The organism is Geomonas azotofigens (genome assembly GCF_018919395.1).
Lineage (GTDB): Bacteria > Desulfobacterota > Desulfuromonadia > Geobacterales > Geobacteraceae > Geomonas > Geomonas azotofigens.
In genome coordinates this window covers 1,039,514-1,064,864 of record NZ_JAHLME010000001.1, presented here as the reverse complement: position 1 = coordinate 1,064,864, position 25,351 = coordinate 1,039,514, and the positions used below count along the sequence as shown (strand labels likewise).

16 protein-coding genes are annotated in these 25,351 nt (G+C 62.2%); 9 read left to right on the top strand and 7 right to left on the bottom strand.

Annotated elements, in window-relative coordinates; all coding sequences use genetic code 11:
* Window positions 1–131 precede the first annotated feature (131 nt).
* The 5 genes from recC to rmuC all read left to right on the top strand — a co-directional run bounded on the left by recC (window position 132) and on the right by rmuC (window position 10,943).
* Window positions 132–3,359: an exodeoxyribonuclease V subunit gamma gene (gene recC / locus KOL99_RS04550; RefSeq protein ID WP_216509280.1), complete on the top strand. Its 3,228-nt coding sequence runs from the start codon at window positions 132–134 to the stop codon at window positions 3,357–3,359.
* A 130-nt stretch (window positions 3,360–3,489) separates the two neighbouring features.
* Window positions 3,490–6,852, top strand: a complete 3,363-nt coding sequence (recB, locus tag KOL99_RS04545; protein WP_216509279.1) for an exodeoxyribonuclease V subunit beta — start codon at window positions 3,490–3,492, stop codon at window positions 6,850–6,852.
* Between the two features lie 94 nt (window positions 6,853–6,946).
* On the top strand, window positions 6,947–8,746 hold the full coding sequence (gene recD, locus KOL99_RS04540) for an exodeoxyribonuclease V subunit alpha (RefSeq protein WP_216509278.1): 1,800 nt from the start codon (window positions 6,947–6,949) through the stop codon (window positions 8,744–8,746).
* A gap of 74 nt (window positions 8,747–8,820) precedes the next feature.
* Window positions 8,821–9,618 (top strand): alpha/beta fold hydrolase, encoded by a 798-nt coding sequence (locus KOL99_RS04535; protein WP_216509277.1) that lies wholly within the window; start codon window positions 8,821–8,823, stop codon window positions 9,616–9,618.
* Window positions 9,619–9,620: 2 nt separating this feature from the next.
* A complete protein-coding gene (rmuC, locus tag KOL99_RS04530) occupies window positions 9,621–10,943 on the top strand; it encodes a DNA recombination protein RmuC (RefSeq protein WP_216509276.1) in 1,323 nt (440 codons plus the stop codon).
* Between the two features lie 116 nt (window positions 10,944–11,059).
* Here the strand turns inward: rmuC and KOL99_RS04525 are convergent, their stop codons facing one another.
* From KOL99_RS04525 to KOL99_RS04500, 6 genes are all read right to left on the bottom strand, one after another.
* A complete protein-coding gene (locus KOL99_RS04525) occupies window positions 11,060–11,524 on the bottom strand; it encodes a CHRD domain-containing protein (RefSeq protein ID WP_216509275.1) in 465 nt (154 codons plus the stop codon).
* A gap of 120 nt (window positions 11,525–11,644) precedes the next feature.
* Window positions 11,645–12,052: a biotin/lipoyl-containing protein gene (locus KOL99_RS04520; RefSeq protein WP_216509274.1), complete on the bottom strand. Its 408-nt coding sequence runs from the start codon at window positions 12,050–12,052 to the stop codon at window positions 11,645–11,647.
* 98 nt (window positions 12,053–12,150) lie between these two features.
* Window positions 12,151–12,351 (bottom strand): hypothetical protein, encoded by a 201-nt coding sequence (locus KOL99_RS04515; protein ID WP_216509406.1) that lies wholly within the window; start codon window positions 12,349–12,351, stop codon window positions 12,151–12,153.
* 10 nt (window positions 12,352–12,361) lie between these two features.
* The gene (locus KOL99_RS04510; RefSeq protein WP_216509273.1) at window positions 12,362–13,906 is read right to left on the bottom strand and encodes an acyl-CoA carboxylase subunit beta; all 1,545 of its coding nucleotides are present in this window, start codon (window positions 13,904–13,906) and stop codon (window positions 12,362–12,364) included.
* A 28-nt stretch (window positions 13,907–13,934) separates the two neighbouring features.
* Window positions 13,935–15,440: a methylmalonyl-CoA carboxytransferase subunit 5S gene (locus KOL99_RS04505; RefSeq protein WP_216509272.1), complete on the bottom strand. Its 1,506-nt coding sequence runs from the start codon at window positions 15,438–15,440 to the stop codon at window positions 13,935–13,937.
* A gap of 374 nt (window positions 15,441–15,814) precedes the next feature.
* Window positions 15,815–16,831, bottom strand: coding sequence for a GPMC system family 4 glycosyltransferase (locus tag KOL99_RS04500; protein ID WP_236025762.1), 1,017 nt, complete (start codon window positions 16,829–16,831; stop codon window positions 15,815–15,817).
* A 157-nt stretch (window positions 16,832–16,988) separates the two neighbouring features.
* Between KOL99_RS04500 and KOL99_RS04495 the strand changes: the two genes are divergently transcribed.
* The 4 genes from KOL99_RS04495 to KOL99_RS04480 all read left to right on the top strand — a co-directional run bounded on the left by KOL99_RS04495 (window position 16,989) and on the right by KOL99_RS04480 (window position 24,033).
* Window positions 16,989–17,744 carry a GPMC system MBL fold metallohydrolase gene (locus KOL99_RS04495; RefSeq protein ID WP_216509270.1) on the top strand — a complete coding sequence of 252 codons (756 nt, stop codon included), beginning with the start codon at window positions 16,989–16,991 and terminating at the stop codon, window positions 17,742–17,744.
* A 37-nt stretch (window positions 17,745–17,781) separates the two neighbouring features.
* Entirely contained in the window at window positions 17,782–19,626 is a 1,845-nt protein-coding gene (locus KOL99_RS04490) for a TIGR04442 family protein (protein ID WP_216509269.1), read from the top strand.
* A gap of 173 nt (window positions 19,627–19,799) precedes the next feature.
* The gene (locus KOL99_RS04485) at window positions 19,800–22,577 is read left to right on the top strand and encodes a GPMC system transcriptional regulator (protein WP_216509268.1); all 2,778 of its coding nucleotides are present in this window, start codon (window positions 19,800–19,802) and stop codon (window positions 22,575–22,577) included.
* A gap of 193 nt (window positions 22,578–22,770) precedes the next feature.
* Entirely contained in the window at window positions 22,771–24,033 is a 1,263-nt protein-coding gene (locus KOL99_RS04480) for a tyrosine-type recombinase/integrase (RefSeq protein ID WP_216509267.1), read from the top strand.
* 83 nt (window positions 24,034–24,116) lie between these two features.
* Here the strand turns inward: KOL99_RS04480 and KOL99_RS04475 are convergent, their stop codons facing one another.
* A complete protein-coding gene (locus tag KOL99_RS04475; protein WP_216509266.1) occupies window positions 24,117–25,304 on the bottom strand; it encodes a DUF6932 family protein in 1,188 nt (395 codons plus the stop codon).
* Between the last annotated feature and the right edge of the window lie 47 nt (window positions 25,305–25,351).

The following is a 25,351-nucleotide window of genomic DNA, read 5'->3' as shown; positions in this document are numbered from 1 at the left end:
CTCTCGCGGCTCCTTAAGTCCTTCTTTTCACCGAGACAGCCGCGGGAGGATATGATATGTTTTCCCATCCGCGCGGCAGGGTCTCCCCTCCCCCCCGGAAATCCCCGCACGCCCCCCCATTACGAGGACCGATGCCGCTGCACATCCACACCAGCAACCTCATGGAGCACCTGGTGGACCGCCTGGAGAAGGTGGTTCGCGCGCCGCGCCGCGCGCCCTGCACCCCGTTCGACAAGGAACTGATCGTGGTGCAGAGCAAGGGGATGCAGCGCTGGCTCTCCATGGAGCTTGCGGCGAGGATCGGCGTCTGGGCCAACGGGGAATTCCTCTTTCCGAACCGGTTCGTGGAGCGGGTCTTCGCCAAGGTGCTGCCCGATGCACCCGAGGAGGCGCCCCTGTTCTCTCCCGAGGTCTTGACCTGGCGCATCCTTGGCTTGCTGCGGGAGGCAACAGGGCAGCCGGGCTTCGAGGAGATCGCGGGATACCTCTGCGACGACCCCGACGGGTTGAAAAGAATGCAGCTCGCCCAGCGCGTCGCGGACACCTTCGACCGCTACACCGTCTACCGTCCGGAAAAGCTCCTTGAGTGGGAGCACGGCAAGGAAGAGCACTGGCAGGCGCAGCTCTGGCGCTCCCTTACGGCTGCTGTCACGCAAAAGCACCGCGCCCGCCTGCTGCACGACTTCCGCAAGGCGCTGGACGGCGGCCGCCTCCCCGAGCGGCGACGCATCTCCGTTATCGGCATCCCGTCGCTTCCCCCTTTCCACCTCGAAGTCCTCGCCCGCCTCGCCCAGCACGCCGAGGTGAACCTGTTCCTGCTGAACCCCTGCCGCCAGTACTGGGGCGAGATCGTGTCGGAGCGCGAACTGGCCCGGCTGGAGAAGCAGGGAGAGGGGGCGGAGCAGTGGTACGAGACCGGAAATCCCCTGCTTGCCTCGTGGGGAAAACTCGGGCGCGATTTCTTCGATGCCATCATCGACGGCTGCGGCGAGCACGAGAGGCTGGACAGCTTCGCCGAACTGCCGCAGGGCTCGCTATTGCACGAGATCCAGGCCGACATCGTGGAACTGCGCGGCGCCGACGCCGGGGTGCGCCGGCTTTCGGCCGCCGACCTCTCGCTCCAGGTGCACTCCTGCCACTCCCCCATGCGGGAAGTTGAAGTGCTCTACGACACGCTGCTCTCGATCTTCGACGCGGACCCGACCCTGACGCCGCGCGACGTGCTGGTAATGACCCCGGACATCGAAAGCTACGCCCCCTACATCTTTGCCGTCTTCGGTAACCCCGAGTCCGGCGCCGAACGTATCCCCTACTCCATCGCGGACCGAAGCCTCAAAAACGAGGGTGAGGCGGCCCAGGCGCTTTTGTCGATCCTCGGGCTGTGCGGCGGGCGTTACGGCGTGGCCACCGTGCTGGATATCCTGGAATCGGCGCCGGTGGCGCGCCGCTTCGGCTTGAGCGAGGACGACCTGGAGACGGTGCGCGACTGGCTCAGGGGGGCCAATATCCGGTGGGGCATCGACGCGGCGCAGCGTGCCGAACACGGCGTCCCCCCCTTCCACGAGAATTCCTGGTCGGCGGGGCTGGACCGGCTGCTCCTCGGCTACGCCATGAACGGCGACGGTCGCTCCTTCTACAACGGCATCCTTCCTTTCGACGACATGGAGGGGGGCGTGGCGCTGGTGCTGGGGCGCTTCCTCTCCTTCTGCGAAAAGCTGTTCGCCGAGACGCAGGCTCTCTCCCGCCCCAAGCGGGTTGCCGAATGGATGCCGGTCCTGCGCCGCATCCTGGACGACTTCATCCTCCCGGACCAGGAGGGGGAGCGCGAGTTCCTCTCCCTGATCGAGATCGTGAAGAAACTCGGTGAGTGCGGCGGCGCGGCAGGTTTCGAAGAGGAAATCGGTATCGAGGTGGTGCGCTACTGGGTGGAGCAGCAACTCGGCAGCTCCGAGCGCGGCCTCGGCTTTCTGACCGGCGGCGTCACCTTCTGCGCCATGCTCCCGATGCGCAGCATCCCGTTCCCGGTGGTAGCCCTGATCGGCATGGACGAGGGGCAGTTCCCGCGCAACAACCCGGCCCAGGGTTTCGACCTGATGACCAGGGAACGCCGCGCCGGAGACCGCTCGCCGCGCGACGAGGACCGCTACCTGTTCCTGGAGGCGCTTCTTTCCGCCCGCAAGCGGCTGCACATAAGCTACGTGGGACAGAGCATCAAGGACAACGCGGAGCTTCCCCCCTGCGTGCTGGTCAGCGAACTGCAGGACTATCTGGCCAGGTGCTTCGTGACCTCCGACGAGAAACCTGCCGGCGCGGCGCGGCGCCACCCGCTGCAGCCGTTCAGCCCCAGGTACTTTACCGGCGACAACGGCCACTTCAGCTACTCGGCGCAAAACTGCGCCGGCGCCGCCGCCAAGTTGCACCCCTCTAAAACTCCCGCCCCGTTCCTGGCCGCGCCCCTGCCGCCGTGGGAGGAGGCGTCGACCGTCACCCTGAAGGCGCTGATCGACTTCCTGTGCAACCCGGCCAAGGAGCTGTTGCGGCGCCGGCTCGGCGTCCGGATCGTGGAGGGGGACGACCCGCTGGAAGAGGTGGAACCGTTCGCGCTCGATTCGCTTGAGAAGTACCAGTTGGAGCAGGAGATCGTGGCGGCGGTGCTGCGCGGCGAGGAACTGGAACTTCCCTTCGCCGTCGCCTGTGCCCGCGGCGACCTCCCCCCCGGGGTCTGCGGCGCCGCGCTGTACCAGAAGCTGGGCGAACCGGCGGCGGAATTCGCCGGCAAGGTGAGCGAAGTCTGCACCGGCGCTCCCCTCACCCCTTTGGACATCGACCTAAAGCTTCCTGCCGGGCGCATCATCGGGCGGCTGGAGAACCTGAGGAGCGACCGGATGGTGCGCTACCGCTACACCGACCTCAAGCCGAAGGACCAGCTGCGGCTCTGGGTCGAGCACCTGGCGCTCAACTGCGCGCAGGTCGAGGGGTACCCGCTGCTGAGCACCTTCGTCGCAGCGAAGAGCACCGTCAACCTCGCCGCCATCGACGCGAGCGAAACACACCTGAACCGGCTCCTCGAGCTCTACCAGAAAGGGATGAGCAGCCCGCTCAAGTTCTTCCCGGACACCTCGTTCGAGTACGTCAAAAACGCCCGCGAACCAAAGAACGCCGCCAAGGCCCTCGGCGCGGCCACGGCGGCCTGGCACGGCAGCGAGTACAAGAAGGGGGACGGCCAGGACGAGTACTGCCGCCGCTGCTTCGGTGAGTCCCCGCCGGTGGACGAGGAGTTCCAGGCCCTGGCACGGGAAGTATGGGATCCCATCCTCGACAACCAGGTCAAGAGCGGAAAGAGCGGCAAGAAGAAGTAAGGCGTCTCCCCATCCCTCTCCCCACGGGTGAGGGTGGCCGGAGGCCGGGTGAGGGCGACGCCACGAAGGGAAAGAGTACACGTAACGCCCTCACCCCGACCCTCTCCCGGAGGGAGAGGGAGGATTGGAAATGGACAGATTTGACCTCCTACATACCCCGCTTGGCGGGCGCAACCTGATCGAGGCCAGTGCCGGTACCGGCAAGACCTTCACCATCGCCGGGGTATACCTGCGCCTGGTGCTCGAGGAGGAGCTCGACGTGTCGCGCATCCTGGTGGTGACCTTCACCGAGGCAGCCACCAAGGAGCTCAAGGAGCGCATCCGGCAGAAACTTAAGGACGCGGAAACCGCCTTCGAGACCGGCACAAGCGACGACTTCCTGACCGCAGGTCTCCTGGAGCGGAGCGCCGACCACAACAAGGCGCGGCGTCTGCTCGGGGGCGCGGTGCGCAGTTTCGACGAGGCCGCCATCTTCACCATCCACGGTTTCTGCCAGAGGATGTTGCAGGACAACCCCTTCGAAAGCGGTTCCCTTTGTGACACCGAGCTTTTGACTGACCAGGAGAAGATCCTCAAGGAGATCGCCCAGGACTACTGGCGCATCAACTGCTACGGCGAGCCGGTCCAGCGGATCGCCGCGGCGGACCAGGCCAAGATCTCCCCGGAGTCGCTGCTCAAGCTGGCGAAGAGGGTCTGCGGCGATCCCTACGCCACCGTGATCCCCGATGCTCCGGCCGAGACCCAAGATGACGCCGACTGGCTGCTGGCGCTCAAGCGGAACTTCTTCGACTACCTGCGCGCGGAGCTCCCCAAGCGAAAGCGGCTCAAGAACGTGCGCTGTTTCGACGACCTCCTGGGCGACCTCCACGCCGCCCTGACCCGCCCCGGCTCGCCGCTGCCGCGGCTGATCCGGGAGCGCTTCCAGGCGGCCCTGATCGACGAGTTCCAGGACACCGACCCGGTCCAGTTCGCCATCTTCGACGCCGTCTACCCGGTGGGGCACGATGCGCCTTTCTTCCTGATCGGGGACCCGAAGCAGGCCATCTACAGCTTCCGCGGCGCCGACATCTTCGCCTACCTCGAAGCGGCCGACGCCACTGAAAAGCAGCACACCCTGCTGCAGAACTTCCGCTCCGAACCGGGGCTCATCAAGGCGGTGAACAAGCTCTTCACCTCGCGCGAGCTCCCCTTCCTGCACGAGAAAATCGGCTTCAACGAGGTCGATCCGGCGCCGAAGGAGCGGAGCGTCCTGACCGAGAGGGGTGGACGGAAGGCGCCGCTCAAGTTCTGGTTCGCGCCGCGCAAGGAAGCCGGCAAGCCGATCAACAAGGGCGAGGCGTGGGACGTCCTCCCGGAAACGGTGGCATCCGAGATCGCCCGCATCCTGCGTGACGGCGCGGCGGGGAACTTAACCATCGAGGAACGGAGACAGGAGGGGGATGACGAGCGCTGGGTGCCGCGGCCGGTACGGCCGCGCGACGTGGCGGTCCTGGTGCGCGCCAACCGGCAGGCGAGGCTGATGCAGCAGGCGTTGAGCCGCAGGGGGATCCCGAGCGTCCTCTGCAGCGCGGGGAACCTGTTCGAGACCGACGAAGCGGCCGAACTGCTGCGGCTCCTCTCCGCGGTGGCCCAGCCCGGGCACGAGGCGCTGTTGCGTGGTGCGCTCGCCACGGACCTGGTCGGCGTCACCGGCTCCGAGCTGGCGCAGCTGGTCCACGACGAGGACAAGTGGGAGGAGATCCTGGAGGAATTCCGGGGCTACCATGACACCTGGAACTCGGCCTCCTGCATGGCGATGGCCCTGCAGTTCCTGGAGCGGCGCAAGGTGCGGCAGCGGCTGCTCTCCGGGCCTATGGGGGAGCGGCGCCTCACCAACGTGCTGCACGCCATCGAGGTCATCCACCAGGCCCAGGTCAAGGAACGGCTGGGGATGGAAGGGGTGGTGACCTGGCTTTCCTGCCGCATCACCGAGGAACAAAAGAAAGAGGAGTACGAGGTCCGCCTGGAGACCGACGAGGCCGCGGTCCAGTTGGTGACCATCCACAAGAGCAAGGGGCTCGAGTATCCCATCGTCTTCCTCCCGTTTTGCTGGGCCGAAGTCGGGGGCAAGGACGAAGGTGCTCTCTTCCACGACGGTACCGGCAAGGTCGTGCTCGACATCGGCTCCGAGGAGATCGAGCGAAGCAAGGCGAAAGCCGCGCAGGAGGCCCTGGCCGAGAGCCTGAGACTCCTTTACGTCGCGCTCACCCGCGGCAAGCACCGCACCTATGTCGTCTGGGGCGCCTTCAAGGATGCGGGAGACAGCTCGCTGCACTACCTGTTGCACCCGGAGCAGGAAACGGTGAAGGGGCAGGTGACGCTTTCCGACGAGAAGATCAGGGAGCGCCTGGCCGAGTTGTCGGCCGCTTCCGCGGGGAGCATCGAGGAAATGGAGATGCCCGCCGCCGACCTTCTGGGCTTCCGGGCCGGCGCGGAGGACGTGCCGGCGCTGGCGCCGCTGCAGTTCACCGGGACCATCGCCCGTGACTGGCGCGTGGCGAGTTTCACCTCCCTTTCCAGCCGCCAGCATCACACCGCCGAACTCCCCGACCGCGATGAAACCGCTCCGGCCAAGGAAACCCCGGTGCGTGACGCCGAGCCGACCGGCATCTTCGCCTTCCCCAAGGGGGCCAAAGCCGGCATCTTCCTGCACAAGATCTTCGAGGACCTCGACTTCACCCAGGCCGAGCACCAACTGCCGGCCCTGGTCGAGGACCAGTTGGACAAGCATGGTTTCGCCGCCGAATGGAGCGGGGCCGTGCGCGACATGGTGCTGAACGTATTGAGGGCGCCGCTGGGAGAACGGGGGATCAGCCTGGCGCAGGTGCCCCTGGAACGGCGCCTGACCGAGCTTGAATTTTTCTTCCCGCTGGCCCAGGTCACCTCCGATGGCCTCAAGGAGGCCGTCATGCGCTTCATGGTGCAACATGGCGCGGCGGCCGCGTTCCCGGTGGACGTGGCGGAACTGTTCAGCCGCCTCTCCTTCGCGCCGGTGCGGGGGATGCTGCTGGGATTCATCGACCTCGTGTTCGAGCGCGATGGCCGTTACTACATCGTCGACTGGAAGTCCAACCACCTCGGCAACAGCGCCGGGGAGTACGGACAGGTCGCGCTGAAACGGGAGATGGAGGCGAGCTTCTACCCGCTGCAGTACCTCTTGTACACCGTGGCCCTCGACAACTTCCTGAGGCTGCGCATCGAGAATTACGATTACGACCGTCACTTCGGCGGAGTCTTCTACCTGTTCCTGCGCGGCATCGACGGCACCGGCAACGGCGTCTTCGCCGACCGACCGCCCAAGCCGTTCATCGCCGAACTGGCCGGTGTGCTGCTGCCGGAATCGGTACGCTCCTCCCAGAACACGGATCAGCCACATAAGCCCACGCGGGGTGGAGCGGGCAAGAAGTCCAAGAAAGATGCAGTAGAGGCCCAGTTGAGTCTCGAGTTGTACTGAGCAATAAACCGGGATGAAGGGGATAGAACCATTCCGTTTGTGGTTTTATCCCTAGTATCCCTTTTATCCCTGCTAACTGCTTTTAGGTGGTGCCATGACTCCCGAAGGGATTCAGCTCAACGACATAGACCGGCAGTTCGCCGCCTTCATCTGCCGCCTGGCGGGGAGCCGCGACCAGCACGTCGAGGCGGCCGCCGCGCTCTTGAGCCGTGGCGTCACCGCGGGCGACGTCTGCCTCGATCTCGACACCGCGATAGAGGATGGGCGTGCCGCGGGGTTCCGCCTCGAATCCGCTTCGACCTGGTGCGACCGGTTGAAAGCCTCGCCCGCAGTCGGCGCCCCCGGCGAGTTCAAGCCGCTCATCCTGGACCCCACCGGCCGCCTCTACCTGCAGCGCTACTGGCGTTACGAGAACGAACTGGCCGAGGCGATCCTGAACCGGGGCGAGCCGGCGCCGTTTGACCGCGAGCAGCTGCGGCAGGGGCTCGAGCGCCTGTTCCCGCCCACGCCGGGGGAGGCCGACTGGCAGCGCGTCGCCGCCCTCGCCGCCGTCACCAGGCGTTTCTGCGTCATCTCCGGCGGCCCCGGAACCGGCAAGACCACCACCGTGGTCAAGGTGCTTTCGCTGCTGCTGGAACAGGCTGAAACGACCGGCGCCGGCAGCGCCCTCCGCATCGCCCTCGCCGCCCCCACGGGGAAAGCGGCAGCACGCCTCAAGGAGTCGATCTCCGGGGGGCTCGACAAAGCCGAAGCCAAGGTCCGCGGGCTGATCCCGGAAGAGGTGTTCACCCTGCACCGGCTGCTCGGTTACCTGAAGGGTTCCAGCGGCTTCCGGCACAACAGCGACAACCCGCTCCCCTACGATGTCATCATCGTGGACGAGGCCTCGATGGTCTCCCTGCCGCTCATGGCGAAGCTCGTCTGCGCGCTGCGCCGGGATACCCGCCTCATCCTCCTCGGCGACCGGGACCAGCTTGCCTCCGTCGAAGCCGGGGCCGTCCTGGGCGACATGTGCGACACCGGCGGGACACATGGCTTCTCCGCTGATTTCGCCGCGCTTGCCGCCGACGTGGCCGGCGATGACGTCGAGGTCCAGCCCGGCATCGGGCCGCTCGGCGACGCGGTCGTTCTGCTGCGCAAGAGTTACCGCTTCTCGTCCTCGGGAGGCATCGGCAAAGTCGCCATCCTGGTCAACGCGGGAGACGCCCAAGGAGCCCTGGCCGCCTGCCTTGATCCTGCCCTGACCGACGTCTCCCTGGCCTCCCTGCCGCCTGCCGCCGGCCTGGCCGAAACACTCGCCAAACGTATCACCGACGGCTATGGCGCCTACCTGCGCACCGAAACACCGGAAGAAGCCTTTGCAGAGTTCAGCCGGTTCCGTATCCTGTGCGCCATGCGCAGCGGCCCGTACGGCGTCGAGGCCCTCAACCTGCTGGTGCGGCAGCGGCTGGCACAGGCCGGGCTGATCCACCCCCATGGCCGCTGCTACGCCGGCGAGCCCGTCATGATCACCAGGAACGACTACAACCTGGGGCTCTTCAACGGCGATGTGGGGCTGATCCTGCCGGACGCCGAGAACGGCGGTGAACTGCGCGCCTTCTTCCCTTCCGGTTCCGGCGGCATGAGGAAGGTGTTGCCGCTGCGGCTCCCCGAGTACGAATGCGCTTTCGCCATGACCGTGCACAAGAGCCAGGGATCCGAGTTCGAGAAAGTGCTCCTGGTCCTCCCTGACCGCGACACGCCGGTGCTGACGCGGGAACTTATCTACACGGCGATAACGAGGGCGAAGAAATCAGTGGAGCTGCTTGCCGATCCATCCCTCTTTATCACCGCAGTCGACCGCCGCGTAACCAGAAGATCCGGCCTGCGCGAAAGACTGTGGGGAACTGAATAGTAGAACTGTAGGGGCGAATAATCATTCGCCCGTCCACCTCCTCGAACAGAGGACCGAACCTACAAGGAGCAACCATGAACATCACTGTTGACGATATAAATCTTGCCTACGACGACATGGGCACCGGCCCTGCCGTCCTGCTCATCCACGGTTTTCCGCTGAACCGGCAGATGTGGCAACCGCAGTTGAAGCCGATAGCCGAGGCCGGTTACCGCGTCATCGCTCCCGACCTGCGCGGCTTCGGCGCCAGCGACGCTCCGGCCTCCGGCTACAACATGGACCGCTTCGCCGACGACATGATCGCCCTCCTCGACGCCGTAAAGATCGAGAAAGCGGTGGTGGGCGGCATGTCCATGGGCGGCTACGTCCTGTTGAACCTCATGGAGCGCTACCCGGACCGGGTCCGCGCCGCCTGTTTCATCGCCACCCGCGCCAACGCGGATGACGAGGCGGGACGCGCGCGCAGGAGCGCCATGGCCGCCGAGGCCGAGCGGCTGGGCGCGAACCCCGTCATCAAGATCTTCGCGGAACTCCTTTTTGCCACCGAAACGGCTGAGCATAATCCCGCGTTGATCGCCCTGGTCACCTCCTGGATGCGCAGCGCCGCCCCCCAGGGGCTCGCGGGGGGACTTTTGGCGATGAGGGACCGGAAAGATTACGTGGCGGACCTCAAATCTTTCCAGCTCCCCTCGCTGGTTCTGGCCGGAGCCGAAGACCGCGCCGCCCCCCTGGAGGTTGCCCACGTGCTCATCGACGGCCTGGCCGGCTGCAAAAGCAGGATTATCGACAAGGCCGGACACATGTTGAACATGGAACAGCCCGAGATCTTCAACCAGACCATGATCGAGTTCCTGAACTCACTGCCGGAGTAACCATGAACGCGGACGTCCTGCAATTGATTACCCTGCTGCTTTTGGCCGCCACGCTGGTGGTGACGCTTTTGTGCTACCTGAGCCTAAAGCGGCATTCCTCCTCGGAAGCGCGCTTCGATCAGCTGGAGAAGGGGCTGGAACGGCTGGAGCGGACCCTGCAGGACGAGTTGCGCCGTAACCGCGAGGAGTTGGGGGGGAACCTGCGCAACTTCGGTGAAGCGGTGCAAAAGAGGATGGTGGATATCGCGTCGCTGCAGAAAGGGCAGATGGAGGGGTTCACCCAGCAGCTCGCCAATCTCACCGCCAGCAACGAACAGCGCCTGGACAAGCTGCGCGAGACGGTGGAAGTGCGGCTCAAGTGGCTGCAGGAGGATAACTCCAAGAAGCTCGAGCAGATGCGGGCCACGGTGGACGAGAAGCTGCACGAAACCCTGGAAAAGCGCCTGGGCGAGTCGTTCAAGCAGGTGAGCGGGCAGTTGGAACAGGTGCACAAGGGGCTGGGCGAGATGCAGTCGCTGGCCTCCGGCGTGGGCGATCTCAAAAAGGTCCTCTCCAACATCAAGACCCGCGGCACCCTCGGCGAGGTGCAGTTGCACAACCTTTTGGAGCAGATCCTCACCCCGGACCAGTACGGCGCCAACGTGGCCACCAAGCCCGGGAGCGATGCCCGGGTCGAGTTCGCGGTCAGGCTACCGGGGCGGGACGAAAAGCCGCTCTGGCTCCCCATCGACGCCAAGTTCCCGCAGGAGGACTTCCTGCGCCTGGTGGAAGCCCAGGAGCAGGGGAACCAGGTGGCGGTCGCCGAGGCGACCAAGCAATTCGACAAGACGGTGCAGGGGATGGCAAAGCTCATCTGCGACAAGTACCTGGCCCCTCCCGAGACCACCGACTTCGCCGTCATGTTCCTCGCCAACGAGGCGAGCTACGCGCAGGTGTTGAGCCGGCCGGGCCTTTTCGACGCCATCCTGCGCGAGCACAAGGTCATCGTCGCCGGCCCCACCACCATCGCCGCCTTGCTCTCGTCGCTCAGTCTCGGCTTCAAGACGCTCGCCATCGAGAAACGCAGCAGCGACGTCTGGCGCCTGTTGGGTGCCATCAAGACCGAGTTCATGACCTTCGGGACGCTGCTGGAAAAGACCAGGAAGAAGCTGGACGAGGCCTCCTCCAGCATCGACACCGCCGCGACCAGGACGCGCCGCATTCAGCGCAAGATGCAGGGGATCGAGGAGTTGCCCGAGCACGAAGCCAAGGGGATATTGGGAGTAGAGCTGCCCGCCGGCCCCGATATAGAACCGGGTGAAGTGGTCCTGATCGACGAGGCTTAGGCACCCCCTCCCGCAAGGTGAGGTGGGAAAATCGCGCAGAAAAACAGCCCGTCGGCAGATGGTCCAAAGGGCCGCTGCCGAGCGGGCTTTATGATGCAGCCGGAATAGCCGCTGTGTTATTTGATCTGACCGCGGATCTCGCCGTCCGGGTACTTGTCGGTGTGAACGTTCACGTAGGTGTCGCCGGACCTGAGCAGTTTGACCAGTTCGTCGAATTTCCCTTTGTAGTCGCCCATCAGGTCATTGGCACCGACTTTACCCTCGGAAAGCACGCCCGAGAATTTCCCTTTCTTGCCACCGCTGAAGAGTCCCACGATCGGCGGGCCGTTCTCGCCTTTTTTGCCGACATGGATGTGAGCCGCACTGGCGTCCACGATGTTTTTGACGTGGACTTTGTACATCAGCTCCTTGCCGTCCTTGCTGAGCTTGAATTCAGCCTTGCCCGAAGACTTGGCGTCAATCTTGCCGACCTCCTCTTTCGGGGTCATTTTCGCCTTGAAGCTGTGCTCCGCGGCGTAGCCGGTCGAGACAGCAAAGAACGCGGCTACCAACACCAGCAGTAACAGCCTAATCTTTCTCATCGCTTGCCTCCTTTAAAGCCTTGGTACAACCTAAGGGCGATTGTACCGCTTATATTCGAAAAACTCTATACAATTAATTTTCCTGGTTCGACGGGTGCTAAACGTCTAATGGCCGCCCGATCACGCGAACTCCGCGATGGCCTGCCCGGGCTGGACGGCTTCGCCGACGGATACCAGGATCTTCTCGACCTTGCCGGACATGTGCGCAGTGATGTTGGTCTCCATCTTCATGGCCTCAAGGACCACGAGGAGATCATTCACCTCAAGGTGCTGGCCAACCTGCGCCACCACCTTGAAGACCACGCCCGCTATCGGGCTGCGGCAGATCTTGTCCGACCCGGCGGCCACGCCTCCCTGCGGGGCGCCGGTGACCGGTGTGGGGGCGGCCATCGGCATGCCTGCCATCGGCGCCGGGGTAGCCTGCACGGTAGTGGTCGGGAATGACTCGGCCAACCGCACCTCTTCGCCCTCCTCGACTTCCACATCCACCCGGTACTTCTTCCCGTCAATAGTCATGATCAGCTGCACGGTCGTCTCCTTGTCACCTTCGGTTCGCTGTAAACATCCGGCTCCCGCCCCTCCCCCCGGAGGGGGGAGGCTGGGAGGGGGGAAGCGCTTGGGAGGGATCACGAATGCCTTACGTTGATGTTATGCGATGCCTGCAGCACCACGCGGCTCGACTGCCCCCACGCGTTAACCTGCATCGGGTCGACGAACCTCGCCCTGCGGATGCGGACCGTCCGACCTAGGTAGGCGGCAATGGAGGCCGACATCACCATCAGAAGCTCAGGCGTTATCTCCTCGTGGGTCTCTGCGCGTTCTTCCACGGCCCCCTCCTTACAGCGGAATCAGCCCGTGCTTCTTCATGGGCCGGAACTCGCGCTTAGTGTGCAGGATGTCGAGCGTCATGGCCAGGTGGCGCCTGGTCTCGGCGGGCTCGATGATGTCATCTACGTCCCTCCTCCCCGCCGCCGCGTAGGGCGTGGCGAAGGTGCTCTGGTAAGACTCGATTAATTCCTGCCGCCTCTTCTTCGCGTCCTCAGCCTGCGCGATCTCGTTTCTGAAGATGACGTTGACCGCCCCCTTGGGCCCCATCACGGCAATTTCGGCGGTGGGCCAGGCGAAGACGCGGTCGGTTTCCAGTTCCTTGCCGCACATGGCCAGGAAGGCGCCGCCGTAGGCCTTGCGCATGATCACGGTAACCTTGGGTACCGTTGCCGCCGAGTACGCGAACAGCATCTTGGCGCCGTGGCGGATGATGCCTCCCTGCTCCTGCTGCACGCCCGGCAGGAACCCCGGGACGTCGACCAGCGTGATCAGCGGGATGTTGAACGCATTGCAGAAGCGGACGAAGCGGGCTCCCTTGTCGGAGGCGTTGATGTCGAGGGCGCCGGCCAGCACGCTCGGCTGGTTGGCCACCATGCCCACGCTCCGCCCCAGGATGCGGGCAAAGCCGACCACGATGTTGGGCGCGAACAGCGGCTGGACCTCCAGGAAGTCACCTCCGTCCACCAGGCGGGTGATGACCTGGCGCACGTCGTACCCCTTCTTCGGGTCCGTCGGAACCAGTGTGTTCAACGTCTTGTCCGGCACCACGATGTCGTCGGCTTGCAGCTGCGGCGGGTCTTCGAGGTTGTTGGATGGCAGGAAGGAAAGCAGCCGCTTGCAGATGCGCAGCGCCACCAGGTCGTTTTCGGCCACGAAGTGGGCGACGCCGGCGTAGTTCATCTGGGACAGAGGCCCGCCAAGCGCCTCGGCGGTGATCTCCTCGCCGGTCGCTTCCTTGATGACCGAGGGGCCGGTAATGAACATGCGCGCACCGGCGGTCTGAATGATGAAATCGGTGAGCGCCGGGCTGTAGGCGGCACCACCGGCGCAGGGGCCGCAGATAAGCGAGATCTGGGGCACCACGCCGGAGAGCATCACGTTGTGGTAGAAGATCTTGCCGTAGCCGGCCAGGGAGTCGATCCCTTCCTGGATGCGCGCGCCGCCGGAATCGTTCATGAAGACGAAGGGGGTGCCGGTCTTTAAGGCGGATTGCATGGACTGTACGATCTTGTCGCTGTGAACCTCCCCCGCCGAGCCGCCTGCCACGGTGAAATCCTGGCTGGCCAAGTGCACCAGCCGACCGCCCACTGTGCCCGCGCCCGTCACGACGCCTTCCGCCGGGAATTCCTTGCCCGCCATGCCGAAGTTGGTGCAGCGGTGCCTGGCGAAGAGGCCCACCTCTTGAAAGCTGTCCTTGTCGAGCAGCGTCTCGATGCGCTCCCGCGCGGTGAGGCTCTGCTGGGCGTGCTGCTGATCGATCTTCGCACGCCCTCCCCCCAGCTTCAGCCTCTCTTTCCTCTCATTCAGTTCCTTGACCTTTTCCTCTATCGACATGAGCACGCTCCTTTGGCGGGTGCGGCGTCTATTCCTGGCCGTACGGTGCCACGGTAACCTTGTGCTGCTGCCCGCTCAGGGTGACCGTGTAGGTTACCGGACCGGTGATCTTACCGGGGTGCCCCTCCGGAATGCTGGTTTCGGACGCGCCGGTGGCGGGGTCCTTGCCGACGTTTCGCGGCCCCTCGTGCCTGCTGGCGAAGAACTTGGGCGCCACCTGCGGGAAGAGGGCATAAGTGAGCACGTCCTCGTCGCTGCCGTCACACCCCTCCAAGGGCAGCGCCGCCGCCCGCAGCTTGTCCCATTCCGGCTCGAGCAGATCAGCGGGGCGGACATTGATCGGCTCCTTCTTCGCGTGGCGACGGGCCATCTCCACCACCTCCGGGTTCAGCTCACCGGGCGCCGCTCCGTAGTAGCCGAGCATCAGGTCGGCGAACTCGCCGGTCAGCACCTTGTAGCGCCCCATCAGCGTGTTCAGCACCGCCTGGGTGCCGACGATCTGGCTGGTGGGGGTCACCAGCGGCACGTAGCCGGTATCCTTGCGCACCACCGGGATCTCGTCCAGCACCTCGTGCATCCGGTCGGCCGCCCCCTGCTGCTTCAGCTGGCTTTCCATGTTGGAGAGCATGCCCCCCGGGATCTGGCTCCTGAATATCTCGGTCTCGACGCCAGTCACGGTGGAGAGGAATTCGCGGTAGCGCGGCAGGATCTTGGAGAAATGTTCTTTCACGCGCAGCATGCGACCGAGATCGATCCTGGTGGCATTGCCGGTATGCTCCAGCATCTCCACGAAGCTCTCGGTCGGGTTGTGTCCCGGTCCCAGCGACATGGAACTGACCGCCGTGTCGACGCAGTCCACCCCCGCTTCCACCGCCTTCATCAGGCTCACCATGGTAACGCCGGTGGTGGCGTGGACGTGCAACTGCACGCGCGTCTGCTCACCGCAATGCTCTTTAATGCCGCGCACAAGCTCGTAGGCCGCCTGCGGCTTGATAAGCGCCGCCATGTCCTTGATGCAGATCGAATCGCACCCCATCTCCACCAGGCGTTTGGCCTGGTCCAGGTATGCCTGGGTGGTGTGGATCGGGCTCACGGTGTAGGAAATGGCCCCTTGGGCATGCTTGCCTGCCTTCTTCACGGCCTTGACCGAGCGCTCCAGGTTGCGCAGGTCATTGAGAGCGTCGAAGAGGCGGAAGACGTCGATGCCGTTCTCGGCGCTCTTCTGGACGAAGCGATCCACCACCTCGTCCTGGTAGTGCCGGTAGCCGAGCAGGTTCTGGCCGCGCAGCAGCATCTGCAGCGGGGTCTTGGGCATGAGCGACTTGAAGGTGCGCAGCCGCACCCACGGGTCCTCGTTCAGGAACCTGATGCAGGCGTCGTAGGTGGCGCCACCCCAGCACTCCAGGGACCAGAAGCCCGCGCTGTCGAGGTCCTCGCAGGCAGGGATCATGTCGTCGATGCCCAGGCGGGTGGCTATCAGGCTCTGGTGGGCATCGCGCAAAGCCAGTTCGGTGATGTCGATGATGCGGTTCATGTCTCCCCCCCCTTGTCACGAAGGGATAGTGTACGGGAAGGAAACTCATTGGCAATAGCTAATGCCGATTTTAAGGGAGGCGGTTGGGGGGACGGCTGGCGGCTGGCAGGGGGACGGCGGAGTTGGCAGGGGGGCGGCGGAGTTGGCAGGGGGGCGGCGGAGTTGGCAGGGGGACGGCGGAGTTGGCAGGGGCAGTGGCCGAGGGGCGGCGGCAGGTGGACGACATGGACGAAGAAGTGGACCCGGTGGACTTGGTGGACGGGGATCGCTGGAGGGACAAAAACCGGCTTTGCCCGCCCCCCTTCGGGAACCGGCGGCGGGACCGACACTTGCCGCCGGGCACGCGCGGCTCCCACGGCGCAGCCTGCAACGGGCTAGGCGGCGAGGATGTCTCGGTAGAGGGCGAGGTAGGCGCCGGCTTCTTTCTCGGGACAGCAGCTGTCACCCACCAGACACCTGCCGTTCTTCCCTAACCGGTCACGCAGGTGCGCGTCGGTGACCAGGTGCTCGGCCTTAGCGCAGAAATCGGCAGCACTGTGGTACACCAACCCGGTGACGCCGTCTTTGATGATGGAACGGTTCCCCTCGATGTCGGAGACGAGAACCGGCTTGGCATAGGCAAGGGCCTCGAGGACGGTGTTGGCCATCCCCCCCTCGGTGAGAGAGGTGTTCAAGACGACATCGACCCGCCGGTACAGCTCTCCCATGGCGTCATGTGCCACCACCCCGAGATAGCGGGCGAAAGGATACTGCTCCAGCGCCTCCATGACCTCGGCGGCATAGGGGGGCTCAAGCACCGGACCAGCCAACTCCAGCCGCACCTGCGGGTAACGGGCATGCAGCTCGGCCAACGGGGGTAGCGGGAACATCACGTTCTTTACCGGGCGCAGACCGGCGGGAAGCAGGAAAACGAATTCCTCCCGCACCTCTACACCCGCGGCCGCGTACTCGACCGGGAGTTCCACACCCTGGTGAATCAGGACGGTCCGCTCTTCGAGGCTCGGGAGGTGCTCCCCAAGGCGCTTTTTGACGCAGGCGTGAAAGGCGACCAGCCGCGCGGCGCTGCGCAGGGCACCGTGCATCTCCAGGCCACGCTGGTCGCAGAGCGCCTGGTAGATGTCGGTTCCGGTCAAGGTGATCAGGTAGGGGATGCCAAGCGACTTGGACAACGCGTGCACCACCCTGCCGCCATGATAGGCGTGAAAGGCATGCAGCAACTGCGGCGCGAAGTCCTCTACCTCAGCCTGCAGACGCTCGCCGGCCAGCGGCCCCACCGGAAACACCCGCACCTCGCAGCCCAAAAGCCTGAGCTGCCCCTCGATACGCCTTACCGTGACGGCATTGCCGGTTTCCGCGGGATAGTAGTTGGGGGCGATGATGCCGACACGCATGGGAACCTCTGGTAAAGTTTTTACGACGGCCATCATTAGAAACCACAGACCGCAGCAGGTTCAGATAATAGCCGCAAAACCCGCACTAGGCAAGGGATAAACCCCTTGCCTCACTTAAAGGATCATGGTACTTTACCCGCATTCCGAGGTACGACACATGAAAATTACCATCCTCGGCTCTGGCACTTCGACCGGGGTCCCCATGGTCGGCTGCCACTGCCAGGTCTGCGGTTCCTCAGACCCGCGCGACAAGAGAACACGTGCCTCCATCCTGGTCGAAGCCCGCGGCCAACGCATCCTCGTCGATACCTCGACCGACTTGAGGATGCAGGCGCTGCGGGAAGGGATTCCGCAGATCGATGCCGTTCTGCTCACCCACACCCACGCCGACCATATCCATGGCATCGATGACTTGCGCGGCTTTCACTTCATCCACCGGAGAGTGATCCCGTGTTACGCCAGCCAGGAAACCATTGACCAGGTTCGCAGCAACTTCTCGTACATCTTCGAGGGGCTCCACTCCGAGGGATACTGGCCGCTTCTGGAGGCTGTCCCCGTGGAGGACCCCTTCGACCTGTTCGGCTGCCGCGTGACGCCGGTGCCGATCAGGCACGGTTCCTTCCTGTCCACCGGCTACCGGTTCGACAACGCTGCCTACCTCACCGACTGCAGCGAGATACCGGAACGGTCGCTGGCCCTGTTACAGGGACTCGACCTGATGATCATCGATGGTCTGCGTTTTTCCCCGCACCCCAATCATTTCAACATAGAGGGTGCGCTCAAGATGTCGGAAATCCTGAAACCCCGCCGCACCGTGCTGACCCACCTCACCCATGAGGTCCATCACCGCGACGGAGAGCGACTCCCCCAGGGCGTCGAATTCGCCTACGACGGCATGACGGTCGAGCTTTGAAGACGGACCAAATGACCCTGAGAAACGGACGGAACTGATGTTCAGAGACATTCGGCTGCACGGCTATGCGAACGACCAGATCGAGTTCTACGCCATCACGGCGGGCAGCGAGGCGTACAACCGGTACTTCTTCAACACCGATCCCTCCGACCCCGACGAGATCCGTTTCTTCTCTCCCGGCAACGAATTCATCATCGGCAAGAACGGCATCAGCCACCGGGGCAACGGCGGTTCCTTCTGCGAGTACATGTTCGGCGTCGATCAGCCCATCGCCGACCTCGCCAAGGAAGAGGTCTCCAACCGCCTCATCATCTACGGCACCCACTACGATCACAAAAGCGGCACGCTACGGTTCAGCGACCGTACCGAAGGGTATGTCAGCTACGACAAAATCTTCTTCGACGGCAACGCCATCTTCAACTACTTCTTCGCCCTGACCGGCACCGACTTCTCCGGCCCCATGCACGAGCAGCAGGAGCGCATCCTCCGGGTGCTGGGCAAGGCGCTCAAGCGGTCGGGCGCGGTCGGGGAGGAGCAGGACAACCAGATCATCCACGAGATCCTGGAGATCATCGACGACCCCAACGCCCACCTCTTCCTGTTCAAGCTCATCAACGTCCGGCACCGCGAGTACAGCGAGGCCTTCAAGTCGCTCTACTTCAACAACAAGAAGATCACCGACGCCGAGTTTCAGTCCCTGGCCGTGCTCGCCGAGCGCTACGGCATAGACCGTTACCAGCAGGAGCGCATCCGGATCGACGTGATGTACAAGCACCCGGACAACCGGCGCATCGTCGACGAGTACAAGAACATCCTGATCGCCTGCAACCGCAAGGGGGAGATCAACAAGCTGGAGAACGCGCGCCTGACCCGCCTGAAGACGCTGTCGGTGCGCAACAAGATCCCCGGCGCGCTCTTCTACACGCTGGACGAGATGCTCAAGAAGGACAAGAAACTGGTCGACCTCGAGGAGAGCAACTACATCTCCGAGACCAGGCAGATCCTGGAGGGGATGTTCCTCTCCGAGCGGCACATCGAGAGCACCATCGAGCCGGAGGACATGCTGAAGCTGCTCTTCGCCAAGAAGCAGGCCGCCGAGAACCGCGACCACGCCTTCGAGGAGATGCTGCTCGACGCCAGCAAGGCCTGCGACGAGAAGATCCGCGACGGCGCCGACATCTCGATCCTCGAAGGGTACTCGTACATCATCACCTACTTCGACCGCTACGACGCCACCTCCTCGGCCATCAACCAGCTTGCCTTCATGGAGAACGTGCGGATCTCAGAAGAGATGATCCGAAGCCTCCTGGGCAACAAGCACGCCTTCGACATGCTGGCCCCCGACCTGTTCACCAAGCTCTTCCTCTCCGGCATCTTCGATGACAAGTACCTGGGGATCTACGGCAGGAAGAAGGTGAGCCACCTGGCCTCCGGACTGAAGCTCATCGAGGAGAACCGGCTCACCACCACCGCTCTTCTGGAACAGTTGGTGCGCATCGACAGCGACGAACGCCTGCACCTCACCCTGCTCGAACACGTCAAGGACCGCATCCGCAACTTCTACTCGAAGTACGCGACCAAGGCCGACCAGGACGCGCTCAAGAAGGAACTCACCGAGGAGTTCCTCAACAAGAAGCTCATTGACGGCGAGATCCCGGACCGCCTGTTCCACGAGGCCATCCTCACCATCAAGAAGGAGGCGGTCTACATCCACAACCTGCTGCCGCAGATCATCCTCGAGAAGAACTCCTCGCTGCGTGAGGACTTCCTGGAGAACTCCGGCCTGGATCGCTTCTACGTCGAGGAACTGGAGCGCGAATTCTTCGAGTTGAACGGCCTGAACCTCGAGGAGCTGTACCAGATCAGGAAAGGGTTCAACTAAGGGCAAAGACCGGGGGGCGAATGATTATTCGCCCCTACACGCCCCCCCAGCTTCCGCCCCGCTCTCATCGCTCTCCCCCTCTCATCGCTCCCAGCTCCCCCTTGACACCCGCCGTCATTTCAACTACTGTGCTCAAGTGTGTAAATTTAGTACTCAGAGGAGCTGTACCCGTTATGGAACAACAACTTAAGTCGCTAGGCGACCGCATCGCCTCCTTCGGGAAGGAGAACCTTGACGAGATGCTGCACCTGGTCGGCGAAGGGGCGCGGTTGGTCTCCAACCAGGAACGGGTGCGTATCTACCTCGAGGACCTGACACGTGGTGCTCTCTCCTGCGCCTTCGCCTGCGGCAACTTCACCGCTGAAATCCGCCAGGAAACCTTTCCCATCATCTCCGCCGAGGCCGGCGTTTCCAATACCTTCGTCACGCAGATGCCCTCCCAGTTCCTGCTCCCCGCCGAGAGCGGGCTTCCGCTGGACCAGGATTTCTCCCGGCGCTTCATGATCGACGGCACCACCATGCTCCCCATCACCAACGACGGCAAGTCGATCGGCGTTGTCTGCGTGGATGGCGAACTCCTTTCCCGGGACCGGATAGAGCTGCTGGTGCCGTTTTTGGCCAGGGCCGGCGAGCGGGTGGACCATGCCCGGAAGTACCACCAGCAGCTGCTGCTGGCGCGCCGGGTCGAGGTCTACAAGAGAAGGGAGGCCGCCGGTTTCATGGTGCGCTCGGCGGTCAACCTGATCGACGGGCTAACCCTCGCGTCGGTGCTGGTGCCCGCGCGCGGCGGCATGGAAGTGCTGGCGAGCCATGCCGAGGATGCGGATCTCAAGGCCCGCTACGACAACGTCGGCAGCATCGACCTCAAGCACGGCACCTCGCTGGTGTCGCGCTACGTCAACGAGGCCGGGGTAGTGACCGATGACCAGCTCCTCAAACCGCTCTTCATCGCCGACCTGCAGGACCAGACCATCCAGCGCCGGGCACTCACCGAGGAGATGGGGCTTAGGACCCTGTACATGGTGCCGCGCATCGAGCCCGGTACGCGGCGGCTTATCTGCCTGATCAACTACTTCACGCGCCAACTCGCCAGCTTTTCCGAGTTCGAAGAGGGGCTGCTGCAGACGCACGCCGAGATGGTGGAGCGGGTCATCAACGAAGTCGGCGGGGAACACCTGGAAATCAAGGTACTCTCCGAGATCTCAGACCTGCTGCAGGAACGCAACGAGGGGCTGCACCCCTTCCTGACCAAGGTGCTCTCCAAGGCGACCGAACTGATCGGCGCCGATACCGGCAGCATCGCCATCGTGCAGGAACGTGAGGGGGAGAAGTACCTGGTCGTCGAGAACGAGGAAGGAACCATCGTCGGCGCCAAAAACAAGGAATGGCTGAAGAAGAAAATCCCCCCTTTCAGAATCGGCGGCGCCGACCTTCCGCCGGCAGAGCGCAGTCTCACCGGCTACGTCGCCTGGACCAAGGAGCCCAGAATCATCGGCCAGGTCGCCGACACCACGCAGCACGAAGGCTTCCACCGCCCCATGAACGAATTGATCAAAAGCGAGATGGCAGTCCCGGTCATCAGCGACGACGAGGTCATCGCCGTCATCTGCCTTAATTCGCTGCAGGAAGGGTATTTCACCGAAGAGCACAAGCGCATCCTGCAGATCATCGACCGCCTCACCTCGCGGCACATCTCCGATATCCAGCGCATCGAACGGCTGCAGTCCGAGGTGAACAAGCTGCAAAGCGACATCGCCTACAAGGACCCCAAGGTTTCCTCGTATCGATTGGGCAACATCATCGGCAACAGCCGCAAGGCCCAGGAGATCGTCGCCTTCATCAATACGGTGTCGCAGCCCCTTTCCAACCGGATCGCCCTCTGGAGCCGGCACGTGTTGCAGGAAGCCACCATCGGGCTCCCCTCCATTCTGGTGCTCGGCCCGACCGGTGCGGGGAAGGAATTCTTCTTCAACAACCTGTACAACAAGCTGAACGAGCTCTACCGTCAGCAGATCAACCCGGACGGCGAGCTTCCCGTCAAGAAGACCAACATCGCCGCCTACAGCGGTGATCTCACCTACTCCGAACTCTTCGGGCACATCAAGGGCGCCTTCACCGGCGCCTACAGCGACAGGAAAGGGATCCTGGAGGAGGCCTCCGGCGGCATCGTCTTCCTGGACGAGATCGGCGACGCCGACCCGAAGACCCAGGTGCAGTTGCTGCGCTTCCTGGACAACGGCGGCTTCGTCCGCTTGGGCGAGAACCGCGAGAGGATCAGCCGCGTGTTGCTCGTGGCCGCCACCAACAAGGACCTGAGAAAGGAAATCGCCCTCGGCAACTTCCGCGAGGACCTGTACCACCGTCTTACCGAGCTCTCCGTGGTTGTCCCCTCCTTGAACGAGCGGCGTGAGGACATCCCCGACCTCTCCATCCACTTCCTGGGCAAACTGTATCGGACCTACAGGAGCACCGAGGAGGCCGGGCGCGACGACGAGCCAAGCCTGTCCAAGGACGCCAAGGAAGCGCTGGTGGGCCACAACTACAAGGGGAACATCCGCGAGTTGAGGAGTATTTTGCTGCGTGCCCTGTTCTTCAGGACCGGCAAGATGGTAACCGGAGACGATATCAGGAAAGCCATCCGCGACGGTTCCCGCGAACAGGTTGTGCCGGCGTTTGAATTGCTGGCCGAGGAAGTCGCCAGCGACATCCTGAGCGACATCGAGTCTGGGAAGGATTTCTGGGAGTGCGTGTATGAGCCGTACTCACAGAGCAGGATCTCAAAAGACGTTGTGCGGTTGGTGGTGGAGAGGAGCCGGAGTGTTGCCGGCAAGAGCATGCCCGAAGTCGCCCGGCACCTGAAAGCCGTCACCGGCTCCCCCCAGGAGGACGAGGAAGAGAGGAAGCGGTTCTTCAGGTTCAAGAACTTCCTTTACAAAACCGTGAAGATTTGACCGCTTTTGAAGGAGTGCTAAACAAGGATATTTATCAATAAAAAACAATTATTTACGCATTGACATCGCCATAAAGGCCCGCTAATCTGTAAGCCAGATTGAGCGGGTTTTTTACTGCTCTTCGTACCCATATCGTACCCAGCCCCCCTTTTTCAGGACATGGGTACGATAAAAATATTTTAATGGTGATGCCATGCCGAAGATCAAGTTTACCAAGTTGACGCTGGACAAGCTGGCAGCCCCTCCCGGAGAGCGGGTGGATTACTTCGACACCGAGACGCGCGGCCTGGGGTTGAGGGTCGGCAACTCGTCCAAGACCTTCTTCGTGAAGGTGGACATCCGCGATGCAGCCTCGAAGACCGGATACCGCAGCGTGCGCAAGACGCTGGGGCGGTTCGGAGAGATCACCCTGGAGCAGGCGCGCAAGGAGATCCAGGGGTATGACGACCGCGACAAGGGGTTCGTCCCCGGCCTGCGCCTCGAGATCAAGCGGGGGCAGACCAGGATGCACGGGGCTGACGTCACCCTGGCGCAGATGCTGGAGGCGTACTTTCTGGAGAAGAAGACTGCGGAAGGGAAAACCTACAAAACGTCCACCGTCAGGGGGTACACCAACATCGTCACCCGCCACTTCGAAACCTGGCTCTCCCTCCCCCTCGCGGAGATCGGGAAACTGACACCGGAGGTGGTCATCGACCGTTACCGGCAAGCGGAAATCGGCCATGGCCCCTACGGCGCCAGAAACGCATTCGTCATGCTTGCGGCGATCATCAATTATGCACGGGTGAAATACCCGGGTGTCGTCGCCACCAATCCGCTGGCCGTGCTGCGGTTCGGCAAGCACATGAAGAAGATCCAGGCGAGGACCGAGCGACTGGAGGGGAAGGAGTTCGCCATCTTCTACCAGGGGAGCCAGAAGTTCAACGAGAACATCCGGGACTGCTACCTGTTCTGCCTGTACCATGGCCTCAGGAGCCAGGAGGCGGCCACCCTGCGCTGGGAGTACGTCAACCTGGACCGACTGACCCTGACCATCCCCGACACCAAGAACCGCAGGCCTTTGTATGCCCCGCTCTGCCGGCAATCACTGGAGATCCTGGAACGGAGGCTGGCACAGAGGGAGGAGGGATGCCCTTGGGTATTTCCAGCGGTAAAGACGGTTCGCTACAGCACCAACAAGACCGGGCACGTCAGGCTCATGGCTGCAGCTCTTAAGCTCAACACCGGGCTGAATATCACCGTGCACGGCCTGCGCCGGACCTTCATAACCACGGCGCGACGGCTAAAGATCTTCGAGGACGCCGACCGGCTCACCAACCACGTGGACAGCTCGATATCCGGCCGGCATTACGACGCGACGGACGTTGAGGATCTGCGCAGGCCCTTGCAGAGCATTGCCAGCGAACTTGAGAGACTCATGAAGGAGGGGGCGGCTAAGGTACTTCAGCTCCACTAACGGGCATGGCTTTGACCGGCGGCGTCAGCTGTCCGCGTCTCAGGGCCTGTTGGGTCGAGCCCTTCCAAACTTCACGCTGAGGGTTAAAACCATTTGCCCTTCTTATCATACAGGGCAAATGCTTTTCGATTGCGTAGTTCATACTCTGAGCAATATGCATACTTGTTGGCGCTAAGAAAAGGCATCCACTTCTGAGTGATAACATCTTTCTTAATAACATTGTTATGTGCAAATATTTTGTTGTTGCTTTCGGTTAAAATATCGATCTCCTGAGTAAATCCATCTACTCCGGAAGTACCAAATAATTTATCTTTACCAAGCCAGTTCTTATTTGGCATCCACGTAACCCATTCATCATTTGGAGCTACTTCATTCAATACTCTGCATACCTTTATTGCTCTAGCAGAGTCCCAATCGTAGTCTCTATTCAATATGGAACCAGTTAATATTACGGAATTGAACTCCACGGGCGGGATTTCAAAGCCATCCATGTATGCGCCTAAGATGTAGGTTCCAAATGAATGAGCTATAACTGATATTTCCCCTTCATATTTTTCTTTAATTTCATAGATCCAGTCTCTGAATGAATCGACTACTTCTTTGCGTTTACTTCCATTTAGCAAAATGTCTGGCGATGTAAATCCGTAGGTAAATGGAGCAAAAGTCCACCCTTGGCTGCTTGCAATTGGTGCAATCTCGGAATTCCACATACCATTTGACATTAAACCATGAATTGTAACTAAAATACCTTCTGGCTCATTTAGATCAATGTATGATCTGTTTACATAAACCCTTTTTACTATTTCATAAGTTTCTTCATCAGGCTCATGTCTGATTTGCCATTCATCATTTTGATCATACAAATCAACTTGGACAAGACCACTGTTTCTGCCGTACCGTCCATTTGCAAGAAGATAAACGAAAGCATCTGCAATTTTTCTGTCATCTAGTGCACAAAACATCACATCGAGCTTGCGCCCTTCAATTGCAAGACGCTCAGACCGTTGCGGAATGAACTCACTTTTTGAAAATACTATTACAACGTCCAGATCATTTGGCTTTTCCTTATTGCTGACAAATGACCCTCCGATAAAAAGATATCTAGCGTTTCTCATCTTTGAATAATCAAGTATGTCAGCTACAGGTTTTAAAAAACTCTGTCTTTCTGTTGAAGCTTTACAAAAGCGCTCGATAAATTCTTCTCCCGAACAAAGATGTATTCCAGCGGGGAGAACACCTTCAGTGTTGAAATCTGGTAGCTTCTTTTTCATAGATTCTCCATAGTATTTCAATGACCAACGCCTTCACCGAGCGGCGG